Below are 20,933 nucleotides of genomic sequence, written 5' to 3' on the forward strand. Positions count from 1 at the left end.
TCCACAAGGCTACCCAAGAAGTAATTTAAACTTAAAGTCCTTGTTTCTCTAGTCTAAGATCAACTACTTGATATCCATCAATTCCTGAGAATTGAGTCGCACGCCTGGAGACATGCTCAGAGATACCACACTATTGCGGATGTATTTCCCCTTAGAGGTGCTGGGCTTGAGTTTATTGACCGCACGCACCAATTCCAGCATATTCTCTTTAATCTGTTCTACCGAAAAGCTCACCTTGCCTACGGGGGCATGCAGATTGCCCTTTTTGTCCACGCGAAAATTCACCTGTCCGCTTTTAGCATTGCTCACGGCCTTTTTCACATCCATAGTTACGGTGCCAGTTTTAGGATTAGGCATCAGACCCTTAGGACCCAAAATACGCCCTACCTTGCCCACAACGGCCATCATGTCTGGGGTGGCAATGACCATGTCAAAATTGGTATTGCCATTTTTGATCTCTTCAGCTAAATCCTCGCCCCCCACCACATCTGCACCTGCTTCTCTAGCTTCATCTAGTTTAATATCCTTTGCAAAGACGGCTACACGCACCTTTTTACCCGTGCCATGAGGCAAGACCACCGCGCCACGCACCATTTGATCGGCATGCCTAGGGTCTACACCTAGGCGCAGGGCCACCTCCACAGTTTCATCAAACTTTGCAGATGCCAAAGATTTCACTACACCCACACCCTCATCTAAATCATAGACCTTTTCTCTGTCAAACTTATCCGCTAATTTTTCTAAACGCTTTGCTAGTTTTGCCATGCCTATCCTTCTACTTCAATACCCATGCTCTTCGCACTGCCCATGACAATGCGCTTAGCAGCTTCTAGGTCCGTAGTGTTGAGATCCTCCATTTTGTTCTTAGCGATCTCCTCAACCTGCGCTAAAGAGAGCTTACCTACCTTATTTTTCAGAGGGTTATCCGCTCCCTTGGCCACCCCGCTAGCCTTTTTGATGAGATCGGTCATTGGAGGCTTTTTGGTGATAAAAGTAAAACTCTTGTCCTGATAAACCGTAATGATCACAGGGATATTAAAATTCCCCATGTCCTTGGTCTTCTCGTTAAAAGCCTTGCAAAACTCCATAATATTCACACCTCGCTGGCCCAAAGCAGGACCTACAGGAGGGGAAGGATTCGCCTTTCCTGCGGGGATCTGTAATTTAATTTCACCGACAACCTTCTTTGCCATGCGTTCTCCTTAAATAATTTTTTCCACTTGAGAATAGAGAATCTCAATGAGAGTATTGCGCCCAAAAATGGATACATTGAGTTTTAACTTACGATGTTGTACATCGTATTCCTCCACCGTAGCGGTAAAGTTAGCAAAAGGCCCTTCAATGATGCGTACCACTTCACCCTTCTCGTAGTAAATCTTGGGTTTAGGAGCTGCTCGGTGGGTCATTTTTTCCAGAATATTTCCAATGTCCGCATCGCTTAAGGGGGTGGGTTTCTTACTCTCTCCAATGAAACGACTCACTCTAGGCAGGGATTGGATTTTATGCCATAGCACCGTGTCCAAATCCACCTTGATAAATACATAACCCGGATATAAGCTACGCTCTGTAACCTTATTCTTACTCTTTTTGGAGAGTTCGATCACATCCTCGGTGGGCACGATGACTTCCTGCACCCGATCCCCGATGTTATTCTCGCGCACCATGTTCTCAATGGCTTTCTTAACCGCCTGTTCACTACCCGAATAGGTCTGAATTGCATACCATTCCATACTCACAAGTCCCCCTATAGAATGCTAGCGACAAAGGACGACAAAACAAAATCTATCAAAGCCAAAAACAAAGTGATAATACTCACCACAATCACCACAGATACAAGGGCATTGCGGATCTGCTCCTTGAGTGGGAAGATCACCTTTGATAGCTCTTCTTTTGTCAATCTATAATGGGATAACCACTTCTTCATTCTACCAACTTTCTCTTGCCACCATGGCAGGCCAGGAGGGACTCGAACCCCCAACAATCGGTTTTGGAGACCGGCGCTCTACCATTGGAGCTACTGACCTCTGTCCCCCTCTCCTAGCGCCCTTAACTCTTGAGTTTTACCTCTTTATGTGTGGTGCGCCTATTTTCCCTAGGACAAAACTTCTTGAGCTCCAGTTTCTCTGTGTTTGTCTTGGCATTTTTGGTCGTGCTGTAATTAATCTCCGCACAATCTGCGCATTTCAAACCAACCTTAACTTTCATGCCAATATCCTATTCAAGGATTTTAGTCACCACACCCGCACCCACGGTCTTACCGCCCTCACGAATGGCAAATTTTGTGCCCACTTCCAAAGCAATGGAGCTAATGAGTTCTACCATAATTTTTGTATTATCCCCAGGCATGATCATTTCAGTGCCTTCAGGCAAAGTAATCGAACCGGTCACATCGGTGGTGCGCACATAGAATTGGGGGCGATAGCCATTGAAAAAGGGAGTATGACGCCCACCTTCTTCTTTAGAGAGCACATACACTTCACCTTCAAACTTTTTATGAGGTGTGATGGAACCGGGTTTGCAGAGAACCATACCACGGAAGACTTCCTCTTTCTTTGTGCCTCGCAAGAGCACACCCACATTATCCCCCGCTTCACCCTTATCGAGCTCTTTGCGGAACATTTCTACACCGGTAACTGTGGTTTTTTGGGTGTCTTTAATCCCTACGATTTCCACTTCATCCCCGATTTTCACTACACCGCGTTCAATCCTACCAGTTACAACAGTGCCACGGCCAGCAATGGAGAACACATCTTCTACGGGCATTAAGAAGGCTTTTTCGGTGTCGCGCTCAGGAGTGGGTACATAGCCATCCACCTGCGCCATCAAATCCAGGACTTTTTGGCCCCATTCCCCGATATTACCAGATTTAGCCTCTTCGAGGGCCTTAAGAGCAGAACCAGCAATGATGGGAGTGTCATCTCCAGGGAAGTCGTAGGCGCTCAAAAGCTCACGCACTTCCATTTCTACCAATTCCAATAATTCTTGATCATCCACCATATCTTGCTTATTCAAGAACACTACGATATGGGGCACACCCACTTGGCGCGCGAGTAGAATGTGTTCTCGGGTTTGGGGCATGGGACCATCAGCGGCAGACACAACTAGAATTGCACCATCCATTTGGGCTGCACCGGTGATCATGTTTTTCACATAGTCGGCGTGGCCAGGGCAGTCGACATGCGCGTAGTGGCGATTTTCTGTGGAATATTCGATGTGGGAAGTGGCAATGGTAATGCCTCTTTCTTTTTCCTCGGGGGCGTTGTCAATATTGTCGTAATCTTTGAGCTCGGCTAAGCCCTTCAGAGATAGCACGGCGGAAATCGCTGCACTCAAAGTAGTCTTGCCATGGTCAACATGTCCGATAGTGCCCACATTGACATGGGGTTTGTTTCTTTCAAACTTTGCTTTTGCCATTTGCGCTCCTGATATTTAAATTTTTAAAACCTATTAGGGATAGCTACACTGGAGCCCATAAGCGGAATTGAACCGCCGACCTCTTCCTTACCAAGGAAGTGCTCTGCCCCTGAGCTATATGGGCACCCTGGAGCGGGAAACGGGACTCGAACCCGCGACCCTCAGCTTGGAAGGCTGATGCTCTAGCCAACTGAGCTATTCCCGCGCTGGTGGTGAGACGTGGATTCGAACCACGGAAGACGAAAGTCAGCAGATTTACAGTCTGCCCTCGTTGGCCACTTGAGTATCTCACCTACTCTGGAGCTGGCTAAGGGACTTGAACCCCCAACCTGCTGCTTACAAGGCAGCTGCTCTACCAATTGAGCTAAGCCAGCACTAACACAAGTTTCAATTATAACATTTTCTCAACCAACTTGTCAAGAACAAGCGAGCTTTTCTAGCATGGAAAAGACGAACCGAGCACTAATTTGGGCCGCCTGTTCTAAAAAGCGATCAAAGTCCTGTGGGGCTTCTCCATTGGCGCTATCGCTCACACTACGTAATATACAAAAGGGCACGCCAAAATTCGCACAGACAAAACCCACACTTGCCCCCTCCATCTCCACCACATCTGCCCCAAAATCGCGCACAAGTTCTACTTTACGCTCTTTAGAACTCACAAATTGATCGCAGGTGGCCACCACTCCATTTTTAAGAGAGATATTTAAATCCTGCGCCACGCTTTGAGCTAGGGCATTTAATTTAGCATCGCTCTCTACAAAGAGCGCACTTTCAGGGATAAAGCCTATAGGATGTCCAAAGGCACATAGATTCACATCCGCTTGACAGAGTTTGGTTGCTAATAAAAGATCATTGATTTGCAAATGAGGGGCAAGACCACCAGCTACTCCACTAAAGATCAAAGCTTGCACCCCATAGCGCAATAACATTGTGCTCGCCGTGGTGGCTGCATGCACTTTACCAATCTTGCTATAGGCTAGAACAATGCGCATGCCCTTAAAAGGGATCAAATAAAAGACATTGCCCCCTATATTTTCTTGCGTGTGTGCACCAAAGAGGGCTAAAAAAGGAGCAATCTCCTCTGGCATTGCACCCATTACACCAATGATTTTTTCCATGACGATCCTTTGATAAGTGCGTATTCTAACATGGTTTTTAAAATTCTGAGTGTTGTTTTCATTTTGTGCTACAATGGCGTGATCAATGCAAAAGGGGTATTATGCAAGGCGTTTTAACAAGAGTGCAAGAGGCGATTGATGCCATTAAACAGGGATGTTTGATTATTCTAATGGACGATGAAGATCGCGAAAATGAGGGGGATTTGGTGATGGCGGGGGAATTTAGCAACCCAGATAAGATCAATTTCATGGCTAAACACGCGCGCGGACTCATCTGTGTTTCGCTCACTAAGGAGCTTGCGCACCGCTTTGATTTGCAACCTATGGTGTCTCACAATGACTCCAAACACGAAACAGCTTTCACGGTTTCTATAGATGCGCGCCAAGCTAAGACGGGGATTTCTGCCTATGAGCGATCTTTGACGATTGAATTGCTATGCGATGAAAAGACTAGCGCACAGGATTTCGTGCGCCCCGGGCATATTTTCCCTCTCGTGGCTAAAGATGAGGGGGTATTGGTGCGCACAGGACACACAGAGGCGAGCGTGGATTTATGCAAGTTAGCCGGACTAAAGCCGGTGAGCGTGATTTGTGAGATCATGAAAGAAGATGGCTCGATGGCACAAAGGGGGGACAAGTTTTTGCTTGATTTTGCTCAAGAGCACAAGCTTAAAATTTTATATGTGTCGGATTTAGTGAGTTATCGCCTCCAAACCGAAAATCTCGTGCGCTTGGTCTACAACGCGCCGGCGTGTTTTATGGATTACCATTGCACTTACATTAAACTCTTGGATCATCTCCAACGCGAACACCATGTCTATCAATTTGGCAACCCGGTTGTGCCTTTGGTGCGCTTCCATGTGGTGCAAAACGATCACGCTCTCTTGAGTCAGCCCGAGCAGTATAATTTTTTCCTAAAGGCCCTACAGATACTACACGCCCAAGGGGGTTACCTCGTCTTCATTGATCCACAGGCTAAGACGGACACCATGAAAAGCTTTGGAGTGGGGGCGTTGATTTTAAAAAGTTTGGGGATTGGAGATTTTAAACTCATCACCACTCAGGATAATCCCGAATACACGGCTTTGAAGGGCTTTGGTTTGAATCTGCTAGAGACTTTGCAACCTTAGCCTTTACAAGCCCTTTAGTTCTTGTGTTTTAGCTCCTTTAGGAGCTGACAAGAAGTGTCAAAACCCATATTGCAAGCCTTTTGGTAGTATTGGCGCGCTTTTTCTTTGTCGCGCTTGACACCTTTGCCATGTGCATACATAATCCCCAAATTATTGTAAGCTGCAGGCTCCCCCATGTCTGCTGCCTTTTGGTAGTATTGCATGGCTTTAGCGTAATCTTTGGGGATGCCTTCGAGGCTGCCATTTTCATACATCGCTCCTGCATAGAAATAACCCCCTGCATACCCCATATCCCCTGCCTTTTTGAAATATTGCAGGGCTTTTGCATAATCTGACACTACGGCACGCTCATAGTTATCGTAAGCCTTGTTAGCTATAGCGAGGTATTGTTTAATTTGTTGGGCTTTTGTATGGGTGTCATGGGCAAAAAGACTTGCTACACAACACAGACTAATGAAGGCTATTTTAAGGATGTGTTTAGCGGTGCGTGTCATCTCTCTCTTTTTTAGGATAATCTAAGCCTTGCGCGCGATTAAGAGTCCAAAATTTACCCATTTGAAGAGCACTTCTACATGCTTAAAGCCGGCTTGCTCCAAAAGGGCGGTGTTTTCTTGCAAACTATAGGGCACTAGCACATTTTCTAGGGCTTCGCGTTTGAAACTAATTTCGTTGAGCGTGTATCCCTGAGCCTGCTTGTAGAGATAATAAAGCTCGATCATTTGTTTATCTAAGATTCGATCCAAGCTCATCATTTTCTCTGCCACTACCAAAACCCCCCCGGGCTTTAGGGCGTGGAAAATACGCCCTATCAAGGCTTGGCGTTGCAGGGGGCGGATAAATTGCAAGGTATAGAGCAGGGCAATAGCTCCTGCATTTTCCAAAGAGGTGTGTAAAATGTCCTCGCAGCGCCAGGAAACATTGGCAAGCTTCAGTTTTTCCTGCGCCTTGGCGAGCATGCTCGGAGCGTTATCCACACCCACTAGGGGAGCATCAGAGGAGAGCAGAGCGCTTAAATTAGTTAGAAAGTTGCCCGTAGAGCAACCCAAATCATAAACCACACCCTCCAAATCTTGAGCTATAAAGTGGCTAGCAAGTTTTAGGGTTTCATGGTAGTAGGGAATAGAGCGAGCAAGCATGTCATCAAACATGCCCGCCACTTGGTTGTCAAATTCAAAACGCTTGGGCAGGGGAGTGCAAAAGAGAGTATCTTTCAAAGTTGGGCTAGCCCAAAAACGGGCGAACTGGGGCTCGCATAGGCTTTTTTAGGAATGCGTCCGGCTAAATAACTCTGCCGCCCAGCCATTACGGCAAATTTCATGCTCGTCGCCATCAAGACGGGGTCTTTGGCAAGTGCAATAGCGGAGTTAGTAAGCACCCCATCCGCTCCTAACTCCATTGCAATGCTTGCATCCGAAGCACAGCCTACACCTGCATCTACGATCACGGGCACACCGACGGCCTCTTTGATGAAACCGATATTATAGCGGTTTTGAATGCCTAGCCCGCTCCCAATAGGGGAAGCTAAGGGCATCACTGCGCTTGCACCCGCATCTTCTAGTTTTTTAGCCATGATGGGATCATCATTGGTGTAAGCCAGTACGCAGAAACCTTCCTTAGCCAAGACTTCACAGGCTTGCAGAGTTTCCAGTACATCCGGATAAAGCGTTCTATCATCCCCGATGATTTCCAGCTTGATAAAATCAATCCCTGTAGCCTCCTTGACAAGCCTAAAAAGAGCAATCGCTTCCTGTGCGGTGCGACACCCTGCTGAGTTGGGTAGGAAACTAATGTCCGTGCCTTTAAAGGTGTCTAGCAGGTTTTCGCTACTAGGATCGGTGATATTCACGCGACGCACCGCCACGGTGATCATCTCTGCTCCGCTGGCGAGTGTCGCCTCTTTAGTGGTGACAAAGTCCCTATACTTGCCACTACCCACGATGAGGCGAGAGTGAAAGACCTTTGTGCCAATAGTCAGGGTATCTGTCATTAGGCTTTCTTATGCACAATCTCGTTAATGTAGTGATCTACAGAGCCTAGACCCTCTTTCTTTGCCCATTCGTAGCATTTAGACACGAATTCCCAGTTGATATGAGGGTAGAATTTCTCCAAATACGCAGGACGAGCATTTTTGTGATCAATATAGTAGGCGTGTTCCCATACATCCACAGTCAAAATGGGGATTTTGTGATCGGTAACTGGAGTTTGGGCATTACTGGTTTGCACGATCTCGATTTTTTGGGTTTTGGGATTGTAGACCGCCCAGTTCCAGCCCGAACCAAAAAGGGTTGTTGCGCTTTTTAGAAAAGCTTCTTTAAAACCATCAAGAGAGCCGTAATCGTGCTCGAGTGCGCTTTTGAGCTCCTCACTCATTTGAGTGGCTTTGGGGCTTAGGCAGTCCCAATAGAAATCATGGTTGTAAATCTGGGCGGCGTTGTTAAAAACCCCTCCGCTGGATTTGGTTAGAATAGTAAACAAACAACTATCCTTAAACTCGCTATCTTGGATCAAGTTATTCAGATTGTTGACATAGGCTTGGTGGTGTTTGCCATGGTGGAAGTCAAAAGCGGTAGGGCTTAAGAAATCCCCCATGCTGTCTTTGCTATAAGGCAGCTGACGTAAAGTGAACATAGTGTCTCCTTCAAATTAAATTAGGAGCCCATTATAACACTAGATTCTCAACAAGGGACTAATATCGCGTCTAAGAGACGCGCACTTTGTTCGGGAAACTCCAAGATAGGGGTTTTTAAAGCGGTGTTGAGGTAGTCAATATAGGGTTTGCAGATTTGGGTATAGGCGCGCTTATCACGCACATTAATGAGCATGTGATGGGAAATTTTGTGTGTATTGAGATACTCTTGATTCAAGAGGAGATCGTTGAGCATGCCTAGACGATCGGCATTAATAATCAAAGGCCTCATTTTGAGGAATGTACAGAGATCGACAATTTTGTTTTTATGATCCAAAGGGGTTAGTAACCCTCCAACCCCCTCTACAATGAGCAAATCGCATCGTTCTTGCAGCGCATCGAGCTTCCTTTTAATCTCTTTGAAATCTATAGTGATGTGGGGTTCAAAACGCATGGCCACAAAGGGGCTTGCTCCCAAAACATACCGATAAAAACTGATATCTTCCAAGTTTAGATGCGCTTCAACTTGTAGGTTCTCTTGGAAAAACAATTCTGCATCGCTCGTCTGCTCTGTTGTATTGATGCCAGTTTCAATGGGTTTGGCTAGTAAGGTTTTGATTCCGCGCGCCTTACATAAACGGGCAATTTCCAAGGAAAGCGTGGTCTTGCCCACACCCGTGTTAGTAGCACTCACAAAAATGGGAGCATACATTGAAAATTCCTTCAAATATTTTGGCGGTAGCTTAGGCTCATTTCTCTTATATTGGCTTTAAAAATGCTACAGAAGTTACCACTCGCGCCATAAGGCTAGCACCAACATAGCTGTGCTAATATTCGTGCAATCAAGGGGTAATACCCTTGGGGTTGGGGCATCAACCTTTGGAATAGGGAATGTAAGACTCCAAATGGAGCTGTCCTGCTTGAAGCCGCGATCTCCACTAAAGTTAGAATCCCCTAACTTTAGTTATGGGAGAGTATGTCAACACGCGTGCCGTAAACCTCTGGGTTTAGTCATGGATGCATAAGGTGCTTTGTTGGCATTTTATGCTATAATAGCCTTCGCAGAGTTGGGGCATCAGCTCTTGGAGGAGAAGTCGCAGTGTCCGCTAGTGGGCAGGCTTTGATGATCCTGGGATCCCCTGGCTTTAGTGATGGGGATTATGTCAAAAAGGTGGCGTATGTTAAGGGTGCTTTTTGGGATCAGCGACACGCATGAGTGTAGGGCTGGGTTGGACGCAGCTCTCAAACTTTTCAAGAAACTTAGGGATGTGCATTTTACCCTTGTGCATGTGAGTCCAGAGGTGCTCATTTACCCAGAGAGCGGAATTATGAATTACAGCCAAACTGAAGTCATTGCCCATGAGCAGTCCAACCATCTCTTAGAAGAGTTCACGGAGTTATTTGCACAGGAGGGTATTGCATGCGAAGGGTTGCTCAAGGTGGGCAATCCTGTAGATGTGATTTTAGAAATGGCTCCAAGCTTCGATCTCTTGGTGATTGGGGCGAGTGAATCCTCAGCCTTTTATAAAATTTTCGGCTCACATCAAAATAGTTTTATCGACAATTCGCCAGTCCCCGTCTTAGTCGCGAAATGAATCTCCAAAGGTAGGTAATGCCCTCTATCACTATCAGATTGCACCGTGTCCTCAATGCCTCCGTGGCATTGGCATCTAAATTATCCCATCGTTTTACTACCATCGAGCATGTCTTCTTGGTAATGCTCAATGATAAGGAGATTCAGGGGTTTTTACGACAACTAGATGTGGATATTTTAGATGCCAGGCAGATGATCCAAAACTATCTTGTCGAAAATGTGCCTATCTATGGCAGTATGGAAGAGCGCAAACGCCCCAAGCATGATCAGGAATTGCTAGATTTATTCCACGCATTGGAAGATTATGTCCAGGACACGCATTATAAAATTATCGATGTGCAGGATTTTCTCTTCATTATGCTGCAAGAGAATAAAAGCTATAGCGCGCGCGTGCTACATTCTTTCCAAGTTGATAGTCTCAAAATCCTTGAGCATCCTCCTCTTTCTTTTTCTAAGGAGAAGGTTTCTGCTCTACAGAAGTTTGCGCGCAATCTCAACGAGTTGGCCCGCCAAAACTCCATCGATCCGATCTCACACCGCGATGCGGAACTCCAAAAAGTCATCGAGGTGTTAGGACGGCGCAAGAAAAATAATCCCCTTTTGGTGGGTGAGCCAGGTGTGGGTAAGACTGCCATCGCCGAGGGGTTGGCCCTTAAGATCGTCCAAAAAGAGGTGCCTTCATTTTTATTGGCGCGCACAATTTATGCTTTAGACTTGAGCGCAATGGTAGCTGGGAGCAAATACAGGGGTGAATTTGAAAAACGGCTGAAAAAGACCCTTAAGGAGTTACAAAAAGACAAGGGAAGTATTCTCTTCATTGATGAGATTCACACCGTGTTAGGAGCGGGAGCGTCGAGTACAGGTGCGTTGGATGGGGCCAATATTCTCAAGCCTATGCTGGCTGATGGAAGTTTAAGTTGCATCGGCGCGACAACTTTTGAAGAATTTAGATCTGTCCTGGAGAAAGACAAGGCTTTCTGCCGTCGTTTTAGCAAAATCGACATTTTAGAACCTTCCAAGCAGGATTGCTATGCAATTTTGGATAGTTTATCTAGCCACTACGAACGCCACCACCATGTACACTATAGCAAGGAGGCGCTCAAGGCCTGCGTAGATCTATCGGTGCACTATCTTCATGAGAATTTTCTTCCTGATAAAGCAATCGATCTGATGGATATGGCTGGTTCGTTCAAAAAAATTTATGCCCCTGGAACACATCCCCCTACGATCTCCAAACACGACATTGAAAATGTGCTCTCCTCTAAGATCGATATTCCCAAAGCGCATATTAGTTTAGAGAAAAGAAATCAGCTCAAGGGACTTGAAGAGAAGCTGAAAAAAGAGATAGTTGCCCAAGATCAGGCGATTGAACGCTTAGTCGAAGCGATTAAAATCCACGCTTCTGGTCTGGTTGGAGAGCAGAAGCCCATTGGCAGCTTTCTTTTTGTAGGTCCTAGTGGGGTAGGCAAGACGGAGTTAGCTAAGGTTTTGGCTAAACACATGCATTTACACCTGGAACGCTTTGACATGAGCGAATACAAAGAACCCCACAGTATTTCTAAGCTCATTGGTGCGCCTTCTGGCTATGTGGGCTTTGAACAGGGTGGACTTTTGGTCAATGCGGTTCGCAAACATCCCCACTGCGTGCTTTTGCTCGATGAAATTGAAAAAGCTCATCCCAATGTCTACGACTTGCTTTTGCAAATCACGGATAATGCCACGCTCACAGATAATAATGGACGCAAAAGCGACTTTAAGCATACCATCCTCATTCTAACCTCCAATGCGGGGAGCAATGCGCTAGGACGCGTAGGCTTTTTGGACGATCACGCACATAAATACCACCAGGCTCTTAAAGATTTATTGAGCACTGAACTGCGCTCCAGATTGGACGCGATCTTGAGTTTCAATCCCCTCACTTTGGAAAATTTGGAGCGTATCGCTTACAAAGAGTGTCAAAAACTCGAAGAACTTCTGGCGCCTAGAAACATCACTCTAAGTTTGGAAAAGAATGCGAGTACGCATTTGGCTTCTTTGTGCTTCAAAGATCCGCTAGGTGCGCGCGTGATGGCTAAGCTGGTGCATGACCATATTAAAGTCAAACTCAGCGATGCGATTCTCTTTGGTGGGCTTAAGGAAGGGGGGAGTGTGAGAGTGGTGCTCAAAAATCAGGAACTCAAGGTGCTGTGTAAACAAAAAAGCCACACCAAGCCCCCTAAAAAGATGAGAAATACTTAAGGAATATAGATGTCTCCCTCTGTTGAAGTGCTATATACAAAAATTCACCGTGCAGTGGTGACAGATGCCAATCTGCACTACCAGGGCTCCATTACCATTGGCAAGGATTTGATGCAAGCAGCTAAGTTGTATCCGTGGATGAAAGTAGATGTGGTTAATATCAACAATGGCGCGCGTTTTAGCACCTATGCCATTGTGGGTGAAGATGGACGCGAAATTTGCGTCAATGGAGCAGCAAGCCGTTTGGTGCAAATTGGAGATCAGGTTATCATTTTAGCTTATATGCAACTCAGTTTGGAACATGTTAGCACCCACCAACCTCATGTTGTTTTGCTCGGAGATGATAATACGATCTTAGAGAAAGGAAAGCCATGCTAGATTTAGGCCAGTTGGGCGGACTCTTATCCCAGCTTCAAGAGCAGTTCAAGGAAGTAGAAGCCAAGCAAAAGACGGCGCAGTTTAGTGCCAAAAGTGGTGGGGGACTTGTCAAGGTCTGTATCAATGGTGCGGGTGAACTCTTGGATATTCAGATTGACGATAGCCTTTTAGAAGACAAGGAAGCCTTGCAAATCTACCTAATGAGTGCGCTCAACGAGGCATACAAACAAGTAGAGGAAGGACGCAAGAACTCCGCCTTTGGCATGCTGGGCGGTTTGAATCCCTTTGGAAAATAGGCACTGTTTTGAAATTGAGCGGGCGTTCTTTGGCGGTTCTGCTATGTTGTATACCCTTGAATGCCTATGATTTTTCTCAATGTGTCCAATACCACCGCTTGGCCACCCATGGCATGAGTGTGTCGCTTCTTTGGCATGATAAACAAGTTGCCTTTTTGCGCTCTGCCACTCCGCCTAAGGGGGTTAAAATCCTCAAACGCGATCCTTTCATTGGTTTTTATCTGATCCAAGCCCCTAAAACTCGCTTTGCCTATAATCTCCTAGACATTGATGCTCAGGCCTATAAGCGTGCCTTAGCAGGAATTCACGCGCGTGCGCAGACGGGTTCTATTGTGGAACGCCAAGGGGGTTTTTTGGACTTTGCGCGTTTCTCTGCCCCTTTGGGGGTAGGTGGCGTGGTGAGCAATATTTGCTACCAAATTTATGGTGTAGGAGTGGGCAAGTATGAATTTGTCGAAACAAAATACCTCAAACGCTTCTTGGCCCAAAAAAGTGCTTACTATGGCGATATTGGGGTGCGGATGCGCTCAGGGAGTGCTGTGGTGCAAAGCGTAGATCCTTTCTTTCCACATAATCCCTTTTTAGAGGGCGATGTGATTTTGAAAGTCAATAACCAGCCTGTGCATAATGCCCGCGATATAGAGTGGGTGGTGAGCAATCTAGCCTATCAAAGCCACGCGCGCATTACTCTCAAAAGACGCAATCTCACTAAAGAGGTCGTGGTCAAGGTAGGTAAGCTCTATGGAGGGTTTTTATTGCCCGACACTTTTTTGGAACGCTTTGGGATAACCCTCGATCATAATCTGGTGATCACCAAGGCTACGCGTCTTACCCCCCCTTTAGACACACTCCAAGTGGGCGATCGCTTGCTCTGGATCAATAAAAGGCCCATTGTGAGTGGGGGGCAATCCCCGCGTGTTGCCTTGCAAAGAGCATTGAGTGCAGCGTTCATGCAGGGGCGGATTGAAATGTTGATCTTAAGGAATGGTTTTGAATTCTATGTGCGCCTCTGAGAGTGCCCTAGACTTTTATGCACAGGTCTGTGCAGATTTTAAGCTATATGTGTCCCGTGCTAACCCTCCTATAAAAACTTTTCATCCCTTTTTCGAAAAAGCTTTTTGGGAAATGCTTTTAAACGGGGGCAAGCGCTTTAGGCCCAAACTCTTTCTAGCAGTGATCTGCGCCTTTGAAACAGACATAAAAGCGGTGCACGCGTGTTTCCCCATCGCTCTGGCCTTAGAAGTGCTGCATACTTATTCTCTCATCCACGATGATCTGCCCTGTATGGATAATGCCGATGAGCGTCGTCATCACCCCACTTTACACAAAACCTATGGCGAAGCTATGGCAACTTTAGTGGGCGATGGCCTCAACACTTATGCTTTCGAGCTTTTGGCTAGTGCACCCCTCTCAGATTGCCTAAAAATCTCCCTCATCGCCACTTTGGCACAATGTGGCGGCATAGCGGGTATGGTCCTGGGTCAAGCCCTGGACTGCCATTTTGAGCACCAACAACTTGATCGCGCTCAATTAGAAACGCTACACACACTAAAAACGGGTAAGTTGATTGCCGCTAGTCTGAAAATGGGCGCGTTGGTGGTGTGCGATCGCACGGACTCCCATTTACCACAACAACTCTTTGATTTTGGACTCACCTTGGGGTTATTTTTTCAAGTGCGTGATGACATTATCGATGCCACACAAAGCCCTCAAGAATCAGGTAAGAGCACTCATTTGGACACTTTTAAGAATAATTATGTCAACCTACTTGGCTTGTCCAAAGCCCAAGAATATTTGCAAGAACTTCAGGCAAATTTATTGCAAATGCTTGCAGGTTTTCCACATCATCTACCACTTTATCTGCAGACTCTGCTCAAGGAACTCGCATGAAACCTCATATCTTGCTCACCAATGATGATGGCTACGAAGCTAGAGGACTACTCGCTCTCAGAGATGCGCTCAGCAGCATTGCTGATGTAATGGTGGTTGCCCCCAAGAATGAAAAATCAGCCTGTGGACATGGGATTACTATCAGCGTGCCTCTGCGCATTGAAGAAATCGACAAAGGCTATTTCCGTGTAGATGATGGCACGCCCAGTGATTGTGTCTGTTTAGCCGTTTCGATGAATCAACGCCCCTTTGATTTGATGATCTCGGGCATTAATCATGGTTCTAACATGGGTGAAGATGTGCTCTATTCGGGCACAGTAGCAGGCGCGATTGAAGGTACTTTGCATAAAATTCCCTCTATTGCCATTTCCCAAAGCATTCAAGATCGCGCAAAGTTCGCCCAACATGATTTTAGTGCAGCGACTCAGATTGCCTTGCGTTTAGTGCAGCAATATCTCAAACATGGTTTTCCCTTTGCCCCGCATGCGCGTAAATTTCTCAATGTCAATATTCCTCAAAGCGTGCCTAAGGGGATCAAGATTACCCAAAAAGGCGTGCGCCTTTATAGCAACAATGTCCATCTTAAAACAGATCCCAAAGGCAGACAATATTGCTGGTTGGGTTTAAATCCTCTCAAGTGGGAAGAGCGGGAGGGGGTTTTAAGTGATTTTGAAGCCATCGCCCATGGCTATGTTTCCATCACCCCCATCACCCTCAACATGACTAGTTACACAGATTTGCAAATTCTCCAAGAGTGGATGTAATGCCCAAACTTTGTAGTAGAATGGGGAGATGAAAATGATCGTGTGGATGCGTCGGGCTTTTTTGGTTTTATTGGTTCCCTTGATCTTTGTGCTCACAGGGTGTCATCGCTTGAATATGGGCTATTTCTCTGAAGTGCGCGGAGACTATGCCTTCAACTACAATGCGCCCATTGTGGTGGTGCATGATAAAGAAGATATGGTCAGCTCTTACTACCTACAATTCATTATCTATGAGTTACAACAACTGGGTTTTTATAATGTTTTTAAACCGCAAGATTACCCCATCTCTCAGGCTAAAAATACCATTTATATTCAGGTTGTGCGCAATATCATGGCCCAGCCGGTTTATAATTATGACTACACATTAATTGAGCGCGCCAAACGGCATCGCTGTTACTGGCATGAGGGGCAGTTTTATTGCGCTAGGGTACCTACCAATTACTATGCTATCACTGGGTTTTCTGCCTCTAGTGCAATGTTAGCGGGCTCGCATTTTATTTTGGACTGGTGGGACAATACCTTGAACAAACGCGTGCTCTACATCGATGGCAGTGTGAGTGGTAAAACTTGCGGCTACAATCGACTTTATGAAGACCTCATTGGCAACACTATCCGACGCATTGACTTCACGCGCTCGGAACATTACCGCTACTACGATCGCCTCCCCATCTACATGCCATGTTATAAGCGCTAACCCATGCAAATTAGAAGAACTTTCCACTTTTGTGCCAGCCACATTGTGCGCAACTGCACCTCTAGGCGGTGCGCAACTAGCATCCACGGCCACAACTACCAAGTCGAGGTTTTTATAGAGGCGCATCGCCTAGATCATGCCGGGATGGTCCTAGATTTTGGCTTATTCAAAAACGAGATTGCAGGTTTTATTGATGCTTTTGACCACGCCCATCATTTCTGGGATCGCGAGTCTGCAGAATTTCAAAAGTGTATCACCTCTACATGTACGCGCTATGTCAAGCTAGGTTTCAACCCCAGCGCAGAAGGGTATGCCCTGATGTTCCATTTGTTCTTGGACGCCATTGTATGCGCCACGGAGTTTCATAATGGCGAAGCTCCCTTGAGTGTGAGTTCTGTGCGCGTGCATGAAACCAATTACGGCTACGCCCAGAGTTTCAAAGCAGACTTACAAAATCCGCATTTAATGCGCCATATCTCTTTGGAGAGCGTGCATTTCTCTGCGGGCATCCTAGAAGAGATGCGCGATCCGACCCTCTTAGATAAACTCAAACTCTATTATAATCTGCGCGCTTGCGCGTTGATCCCTCCCAAAAAACCTTTTTTAGCTCCCCCACCCCTCTCCCAAATACACTGATGAAAACACTCCCGCTTGTAGAGGTCTTTTATAGTCTCCAGGGGGAAGGCTCTTGTGTAGGACAACCCAGCGTGTTTATCCGCTTGGGAGGGTGTAATTTTAAATGCGTAGGCTTTGGAGTGCAGAGTCGCATTGAGGGTAAGGAAGTCCTAGGCTGTGATAGCGCGTATGCCGTGCGCCCTAATGCTCAATGGCAGTATTTAAACAACCCCCAAGAATTATTAGCCAAACTCCCCCCCTTCAACCCCGATCGCTTGCCCTTAATTGTGCTTACAGGGGGTGAGCCCAGTTTACATTTTAAAAACCCTATTTTACTTGAAGCCTTGGAGGTGTTAGGCGAGCGTGGGCATGAAATTTGGGTAGAGAGCAATGGAAGCATGTTTTTTGACTTTAACCCACCCTTAGATTCGTTGCACTTTACCCTAAGTCCTAAACTCTCCTTTAGTGGTGAAACAACCCCCCTAAAACCCTTACAGAACATCATCGATCACGCCTTAGAAGTGGTGTTTAAATTTGTGCTGCATTGCCCCACAGATATAGATGAGGTGCAAGCCTTATTAAAGAATTTGTGCTTTAAAACCCCTCCCTTGGTCTATCTCATGCCTTTAGCCACAGACATGCAAACTCTCCAAGAGGGTTTAGAGAACTTGGCGAGTGTGTGTTTGGAGCATGGTTACTCTTTGGGGCAGAGGCTACACATCCAACTTTGGGGTAATGAGGCAGGGCGTTGATGTTAGAGGTATTTAGGGCGCACATTGAGGCGATCAGTAAAGAGGATGGTAAACATCAATTTAGCCTAGATAGTGTGCTAGAGATGGGCGATGGGGTGCGCGCTTTAGAGCTGTTGCACCAAGCCATTACAGCACAAAGGCAGATCATCATCGGAGGGGACTATGATTGTGATGGAATGTGCGGGAGCGCGCTTGTCCTTTACTTCTTCAAAGAAGTGCTAGATTACCCACACATTCACTCTATCATCCCTCGTCGCAACACCGACAGCTACGGGATGAGTGTGGAACTCTTGGAGAGCTACGCCACCCAAAAACGCCTTGTAGGCACGCATTACAACGCACAGGGACAAGAAATGGGCGGGCACGCCCTAGAGTTTAAAGATAGCCTATTTATCACTATTGACAATGGCGCAACCATCCCCGATGATGTGTGTGCTTTTTTGCACGCCCATAATACGCCCTTGATCTTAAGCGATCACCACGAATTTTTAGAGGGGCGTATCCCTGCCTGCGATGCTTGTGTGCACCCCCTTTTGAGCGACTCTCACCCTTTTAAGGGCATTAGCGGGGCATGTGTGGGCTATTTGCTTCTGCTAGCTTATGCCAAACACTATGGGGTGAAAATGCGCCTAGATCAATTGCATTACATGCAGGTGTTAGCCGGTCTTAGCACGATTGGGGACATGATGGATTTAAGCCAACCCTATAACCGCCAACTTGTCCAGCGCATGGATTGCACCCTAAAGACCCAAATGCCCCACTCCCTAAAAGCCCTTTACCTTGCCAAAAAATACCCCACTCCCTATAAACTCAGCACACTGGCATGGGATATTATCCCGCTCATCAACGCCGTGGGGCGACTCGATGGCATTGAGGGCTTTTGCCATTGCAATTTGGTCGTGGACTTGCTCGCTACTAAAGAGGCTAACCCCCTTTATGCTGCGCTCTTAGTGCAAGCCAACCAACAGCGTAAGGAATATATCCAGGCAATCAAAGAGAGTTTAAAACCCGTGCAACAGGGCACACTTGTGCATGTAGGCGGAGTCATCGCGCGTGGATTGATGGGCTTAATCGCTAACCAATTATTAGAACAACATGCCACTGGTATGAGCTTATGTTGGCGCTATGAAGGGGAAAGCATTGAGGCTTCCTTGCGCGCTAAAGACCTAGATTTGATCGCTCTTTTGGGGTATTGGCAAAGCTGTGGGGTGAGTGTGGTAGGAGGCGGGCACAAGTGCGCTTGTGGCGTGGTGTTTAACACCCAAAGCGATTTTCAAAACGCCCTGTTTCACTTGGGAAGATACCATGCTCTTTGAAGTCGATCGCATCGCTACTTTGCATTCCCAAGAATTTTTGGAATTGCTTAAAAAGGGAGAGCCCTATGGTGTGGGCAATGAAATCCCGCGGTTTGCCGTGTGTGCGCGTCTGAAGGATTGTGCTTACATGGGGCGCGCCCTGGAACATGCGCGTTTCATTCTCGAAGATGATAGCGGGGTTCTCAAGGTTCTATGGTGGTTTCACAAACTTCCACGCTTGCAAGAAGGAGATTTGGTGCGCGTGGTGGGCACTTACGACCATATCGATCGCAAATTATTCTGCTTAGAACTCCAAGCCGTATCTACGCTCTGACACAGAGTCGAAGCTGCAATAACCAATGCGTTTAGAGAATAGTGATCGTCAAACTAAAATACGCATTTTGTGTTATAATGCCGGACCAGTAGGTCAAGTGGTGGCGGGTTTAGCGCTTCTTGAGCGTGACGATTCCGCATGGTTGAGCAGGGATGTCGGTTCTGTGTTGATTGGGTTTATAGGTTCATGATAACACTAATACGAGGGATTTGATGGAATTACATTTAGCCAAACAGAGCAAAAAACACAGTAGCAAAAGTGTAAAGGTGCGTTTGGAGGATCTATTGCACAAGTATAGTCATGGCGAACGCATGTTCTATTTTGCGCCCAGCAATGCACACAAGGATATGCTCGCAGCAGTGGCATCATTGGAAAAACAAGGTTACAGGGCGTATTTATCTGAAGTGAGGATCAGCGCAGACGACAAAGATTTTATCTACTCCCTGCACATTATCTAAGGAGCACAATGACCCCCCAAAGAACACTCTACATTGAAACAATGGGTTGCGCGATGAATAGTCGCGACAGCGAGCATCTCTCTAGTGAATTAGCGAAGGTGGGCTATGAAGAGATTGATGATCCTAGGCAAGCTGACTTGATTTTGCTCAATACATGCAGTGTGCGTGAGAAGCCCGAGAGGAAGTTATTTTCTGAGATTGGGCATTTTGCTAAGATCAAAAAGGCGGGGGCTAAGATCGGTGTGTGTGGATGTAGCGCGAGCCACATGGGAGCTAGTATTTTACAAAAAGCCCCCAGTGTGGATTTTGTGTTAGGGGCACGCAATATCTCCAAGATCACCCAGATCATCCATCAACCCAAAGCCGTCGAGGTAGCCCTCGATCACGATGATAGCCACTACCTTTTTGAGAGCACGCAGAGTGCGCTTAAGGCCTTTATCAATGTGTCCATTGGGTGCGATAAGCATTGCACCTATTGTATCGTGCCCCATACACGGGGTAAAGAGATTTCCATTCCCTTGGACCTCATCTTACAAGAAGCACGCCGTTGTGTGGAGCGGGGTGTGAAAGAGATTATTCTCTTAGGGCAAAATGTCAATAACTATGGTGCGCGTTTTTCGCACACGCACCCTAAGGTAGATTTTAGTGCGTTATTGCGCGCTCTGTGTGAAATTGATGGTTTAGCGCGAATCCGCTTCACCTCCCCACACCCCCTGCACATGGACGATGCCTTTTTAGAGTGCTTTGCACACCACTCTAAGGTGTGTAAGGGTATTCATATCCCCTTACAGAGTGGTTCAAATGTAATCTTAAGAGCGATGAAGCGGGGATATACCAGAGAGTGGTATTTAAACCGCATAGAGAAATTGCGCGCGCTTGTGCCTGAAGTGGGCATTGGTACAGACATTATTGTAGGCTTTCCTGGAGAGAGTGAGGCAGATTTTCAAGACACCTTAGACATGGTGCGACAAGTGCAATTTGATACCCTCTATAGCTTTATCTATTCCCCTCGCCCCTTAACTCCAGCCGCACACTTAGCCGACCAAGTACCCAGCGCAGTGGCCAAGGAGCGTTTAAATGTTTTACAGCGCACCCATCAAGAGCTTTTGGTTCAAAAGGCTAAAAACGAATTAGGGAGAGTCTATGAGGTCTTGGTGGAGAATATTGCAGAGGGCAGAGCACAAGGCAGGAGCGATCAGGGTCGCTTACTAAGCTTTGAGGCACAGGGGGTTGGCGTGGGCGATCTGGTGACGGTGCAGGTGATTGCGCATCACAAGGGGAGTTTGCAAGCCCAACGCTTAGGGGCTTAGTTTGTGCTAAAGCGTTTACGCAATGGG

27 protein-coding genes and 5 tRNA genes are annotated in these 20,933 nt (G+C 46.7%); 15 read left to right on the forward strand and 17 right to left on the reverse strand.

Features of this window, described 5'->3' with window-relative positions; translation table 11 throughout:
* Nucleotides 1-63: 63 nt before the first annotated feature.
* The 12 genes from rplA to C6H04_RS01725 all read right to left on the reverse strand — a co-directional run bounded on the left by rplA (nucleotide 64) and on the right by C6H04_RS01725 (nucleotide 4,532).
* On the reverse strand, nucleotides 64-765 hold the full coding sequence (gene rplA / locus C6H04_RS01670; RefSeq protein ID WP_104732152.1) for a 50S ribosomal protein L1: 702 nt from the start codon (nucleotides 763-765) through the stop codon (nucleotides 64-66).
* 2 nt (nucleotides 766-767) lie between these two features.
* On the reverse strand, nucleotides 768-1,193 hold the full coding sequence (rplK, locus tag C6H04_RS01675) for a 50S ribosomal protein L11 (protein WP_104696021.1): 426 nt from the start codon (nucleotides 1,191-1,193) through the stop codon (nucleotides 768-770).
* A 9-nt stretch (nucleotides 1,194-1,202) separates the two neighbouring features.
* A complete protein-coding gene (gene nusG, locus C6H04_RS01680; protein ID WP_104696058.1) occupies nucleotides 1,203-1,730 on the reverse strand; it encodes a transcription termination/antitermination protein NusG in 528 nt (175 codons plus the stop codon).
* Nucleotides 1,731-1,744: 14 nt separating this feature from the next.
* The gene (secE, locus tag C6H04_RS01685) at nucleotides 1,745-1,924 is read right to left on the reverse strand and encodes a preprotein translocase subunit SecE (protein WP_104696020.1); all 180 of its coding nucleotides are present in this window, start codon (nucleotides 1,922-1,924) and stop codon (nucleotides 1,745-1,747) included.
* Nucleotides 1,925-1,948: 24 nt separating this feature from the next.
* Nucleotides 1,949-2,024: transfer RNA gene (locus C6H04_RS01690), tRNA-Trp, on the reverse strand.
* A 22-nt stretch (nucleotides 2,025-2,046) separates the two neighbouring features.
* Nucleotides 2,047-2,205, reverse strand: a complete 159-nt coding sequence (gene rpmG / locus C6H04_RS01695; RefSeq protein ID WP_104732153.1) for a 50S ribosomal protein L33 — start codon at nucleotides 2,203-2,205, stop codon at nucleotides 2,047-2,049.
* Nucleotides 2,206-2,214: 9 nt separating this feature from the next.
* Nucleotides 2,215-3,414, reverse strand: a complete 1,200-nt coding sequence (tuf, locus tag C6H04_RS01700; protein ID WP_104696018.1) for an elongation factor Tu — start codon at nucleotides 3,412-3,414, stop codon at nucleotides 2,215-2,217.
* A 49-nt stretch (nucleotides 3,415-3,463) separates the two neighbouring features.
* Nucleotides 3,464-3,538: transfer RNA gene (locus C6H04_RS01705), tRNA-Thr, on the reverse strand.
* A gap of 4 nt (nucleotides 3,539-3,542) precedes the next feature.
* Nucleotides 3,543-3,619, reverse strand: a tRNA-Gly gene (locus C6H04_RS01710).
* Between the two features lie 2 nt (nucleotides 3,620-3,621).
* Nucleotides 3,622-3,707, reverse strand: a tRNA-Tyr gene (locus tag C6H04_RS01715).
* Nucleotides 3,708-3,712: 5 nt separating this feature from the next.
* Nucleotides 3,713-3,788 (reverse strand) — tRNA-Thr (locus C6H04_RS01720).
* A gap of 42 nt (nucleotides 3,789-3,830) precedes the next feature.
* On the reverse strand, nucleotides 3,831-4,532 hold the full coding sequence (locus tag C6H04_RS01725) for a 5'-methylthioadenosine/adenosylhomocysteine nucleosidase (RefSeq protein ID WP_104696017.1): 702 nt from the start codon (nucleotides 4,530-4,532) through the stop codon (nucleotides 3,831-3,833).
* 101 nt (nucleotides 4,533-4,633) lie between these two features.
* Here C6H04_RS01725 and C6H04_RS01730 point away from each other — a divergent pair, with 101 nt between their 5' ends.
* Complete coding sequence (locus tag C6H04_RS01730; RefSeq protein WP_104732154.1) at nucleotides 4,634-5,662, forward strand: bifunctional 3,4-dihydroxy-2-butanone 4-phosphate synthase/GTP cyclohydrolase II; 1,029 nt, start codon at nucleotides 4,634-4,636, stop codon at nucleotides 5,660-5,662.
* Nucleotides 5,663-5,676: 14 nt separating this feature from the next.
* Here C6H04_RS01730 and C6H04_RS01735 read toward each other — a convergent pair whose 3' ends face one another.
* Genes C6H04_RS01735 through bioD form a run of 5 tightly spaced genes read right to left on the reverse strand, consistent with a single transcriptional unit; the run spans nucleotide 5,677 to nucleotide 9,000 of the window.
* Nucleotides 5,677-6,156 (reverse strand): tetratricopeptide repeat protein, encoded by a 480-nt coding sequence (locus tag C6H04_RS01735; protein ID WP_104732155.1) that lies wholly within the window; start codon nucleotides 6,154-6,156, stop codon nucleotides 5,677-5,679.
* Nucleotides 6,157-6,177: 21 nt separating this feature from the next.
* Nucleotides 6,178-6,876 (reverse strand): carboxy-S-adenosyl-L-methionine synthase CmoA, encoded by a 699-nt coding sequence (gene cmoA, locus C6H04_RS01740; RefSeq protein ID WP_104696014.1) that lies wholly within the window; start codon nucleotides 6,874-6,876, stop codon nucleotides 6,178-6,180.
* Entirely contained in the window at nucleotides 6,873-7,649 is a 777-nt protein-coding gene (locus tag C6H04_RS01745) for a thiazole synthase (RefSeq protein WP_104696013.1), read from the reverse strand. The genes cmoA and C6H04_RS01745 overlap by 4 nt, the downstream gene beginning before the upstream one ends.
* Entirely contained in the window at nucleotides 7,649-8,290 is a 642-nt protein-coding gene (gene sodB, locus C6H04_RS01750) for a superoxide dismutase [Fe] (RefSeq protein ID WP_104696012.1), read from the reverse strand. Before sodB ends, C6H04_RS01745 begins: the two co-directional genes overlap by 1 nt.
* 47 nt (nucleotides 8,291-8,337) lie before the next feature.
* Nucleotides 8,338-9,000 (reverse strand): dethiobiotin synthase, encoded by a 663-nt coding sequence (gene bioD, locus C6H04_RS01755; RefSeq protein WP_104696011.1) that lies wholly within the window; start codon nucleotides 8,998-9,000, stop codon nucleotides 8,338-8,340.
* Nucleotides 9,001-9,466: 466 nt separating this feature from the next.
* Here bioD and C6H04_RS01760 point away from each other — a divergent pair, with 466 nt between their 5' ends.
* From C6H04_RS01760 to miaB, 14 genes are all read left to right on the forward strand, one after another.
* Complete coding sequence (locus C6H04_RS01760; RefSeq protein WP_104696010.1) at nucleotides 9,467-9,883, forward strand: universal stress protein; 417 nt, start codon at nucleotides 9,467-9,469, stop codon at nucleotides 9,881-9,883.
* 17 nt (nucleotides 9,884-9,900) lie between these two features.
* The gene (locus tag C6H04_RS01765; RefSeq protein WP_104696009.1) at nucleotides 9,901-12,120 is read left to right on the forward strand and encodes an AAA family ATPase; all 2,220 of its coding nucleotides are present in this window, start codon (nucleotides 9,901-9,903) and stop codon (nucleotides 12,118-12,120) included.
* Between the two features lie 9 nt (nucleotides 12,121-12,129).
* Nucleotides 12,130-12,498, forward strand: a complete 369-nt coding sequence (panD, locus tag C6H04_RS01770) for an aspartate 1-decarboxylase (protein ID WP_104696008.1) — start codon at nucleotides 12,130-12,132, stop codon at nucleotides 12,496-12,498.
* Nucleotides 12,492-12,794: a YbaB/EbfC family nucleoid-associated protein gene (locus tag C6H04_RS01775; RefSeq protein WP_104696007.1), complete on the forward strand. Its 303-nt coding sequence runs from the start codon at nucleotides 12,492-12,494 to the stop codon at nucleotides 12,792-12,794. The genes panD and C6H04_RS01775 overlap by 7 nt, the downstream gene beginning before the upstream one ends.
* A gap of 8 nt (nucleotides 12,795-12,802) precedes the next feature.
* On the forward strand, nucleotides 12,803-13,807 hold the full coding sequence (locus C6H04_RS01780; RefSeq protein WP_233709773.1) for a PDZ domain-containing protein: 1,005 nt from the start codon (nucleotides 12,803-12,805) through the stop codon (nucleotides 13,805-13,807).
* Nucleotides 13,794-14,684, forward strand: coding sequence for a polyprenyl synthetase family protein (locus C6H04_RS01785; protein ID WP_104732169.1), 891 nt, complete (start codon nucleotides 13,794-13,796; stop codon nucleotides 14,682-14,684). Before C6H04_RS01780 ends, C6H04_RS01785 begins: the two co-directional genes overlap by 14 nt.
* Nucleotides 14,681-15,448, forward strand: coding sequence for a 5'/3'-nucleotidase SurE (gene surE / locus C6H04_RS01790; RefSeq protein ID WP_104732156.1), 768 nt, complete (start codon nucleotides 14,681-14,683; stop codon nucleotides 15,446-15,448). Before C6H04_RS01785 ends, surE begins: the two co-directional genes overlap by 4 nt.
* A gap of 34 nt (nucleotides 15,449-15,482) precedes the next feature.
* Nucleotides 15,483-16,142 carry a hypothetical protein gene (locus C6H04_RS01795; RefSeq protein ID WP_104696055.1) on the forward strand — a complete coding sequence of 220 codons (660 nt, stop codon included), beginning with the start codon at nucleotides 15,483-15,485 and terminating at the stop codon, nucleotides 16,140-16,142.
* A gap of 3 nt (nucleotides 16,143-16,145) precedes the next feature.
* A complete protein-coding gene (locus C6H04_RS01800; RefSeq protein WP_104732157.1) occupies nucleotides 16,146-16,778 on the forward strand; it encodes a 6-pyruvoyl trahydropterin synthase family protein in 633 nt (210 codons plus the stop codon).
* Complete coding sequence (locus tag C6H04_RS01805; RefSeq protein WP_104732158.1) at nucleotides 16,778-17,509, forward strand: 7-carboxy-7-deazaguanine synthase QueE; 732 nt, start codon at nucleotides 16,778-16,780, stop codon at nucleotides 17,507-17,509. Before C6H04_RS01800 ends, C6H04_RS01805 begins: the two co-directional genes overlap by 1 nt.
* A complete protein-coding gene (locus C6H04_RS01810; protein ID WP_199766084.1) occupies nucleotides 17,509-18,825 on the forward strand; it encodes a DHH family phosphoesterase in 1,317 nt (438 codons plus the stop codon). Before C6H04_RS01805 ends, C6H04_RS01810 begins: the two co-directional genes overlap by 1 nt.
* Nucleotides 18,815-19,138 (forward strand): hypothetical protein, encoded by a 324-nt coding sequence (locus C6H04_RS01815; RefSeq protein ID WP_104696003.1) that lies wholly within the window; start codon nucleotides 18,815-18,817, stop codon nucleotides 19,136-19,138. The genes C6H04_RS01810 and C6H04_RS01815 overlap by 11 nt, the downstream gene beginning before the upstream one ends.
* Nucleotides 19,139-19,350: 212 nt before the next feature.
* Nucleotides 19,351-19,596, forward strand: a complete 246-nt coding sequence (locus C6H04_RS01820) for an HP0268 family nuclease (protein WP_104696002.1) — start codon at nucleotides 19,351-19,353, stop codon at nucleotides 19,594-19,596.
* 8 nt (nucleotides 19,597-19,604) lie between these two features.
* Nucleotides 19,605-20,906: a tRNA (N6-isopentenyl adenosine(37)-C2)-methylthiotransferase MiaB gene (gene miaB, locus C6H04_RS01825; RefSeq protein WP_104732159.1), complete on the forward strand. Its 1,302-nt coding sequence runs from the start codon at nucleotides 19,605-19,607 to the stop codon at nucleotides 20,904-20,906.
* The last annotated feature ends 27 nt before the right edge of the window (nucleotides 20,907-20,933 follow it).

This window comes from Helicobacter salomonis (assembly GCF_900197775.1).
Taxonomy (GTDB): domain Bacteria; phylum Campylobacterota; class Campylobacteria; order Campylobacterales; family Helicobacteraceae; genus Helicobacter; species Helicobacter salomonis.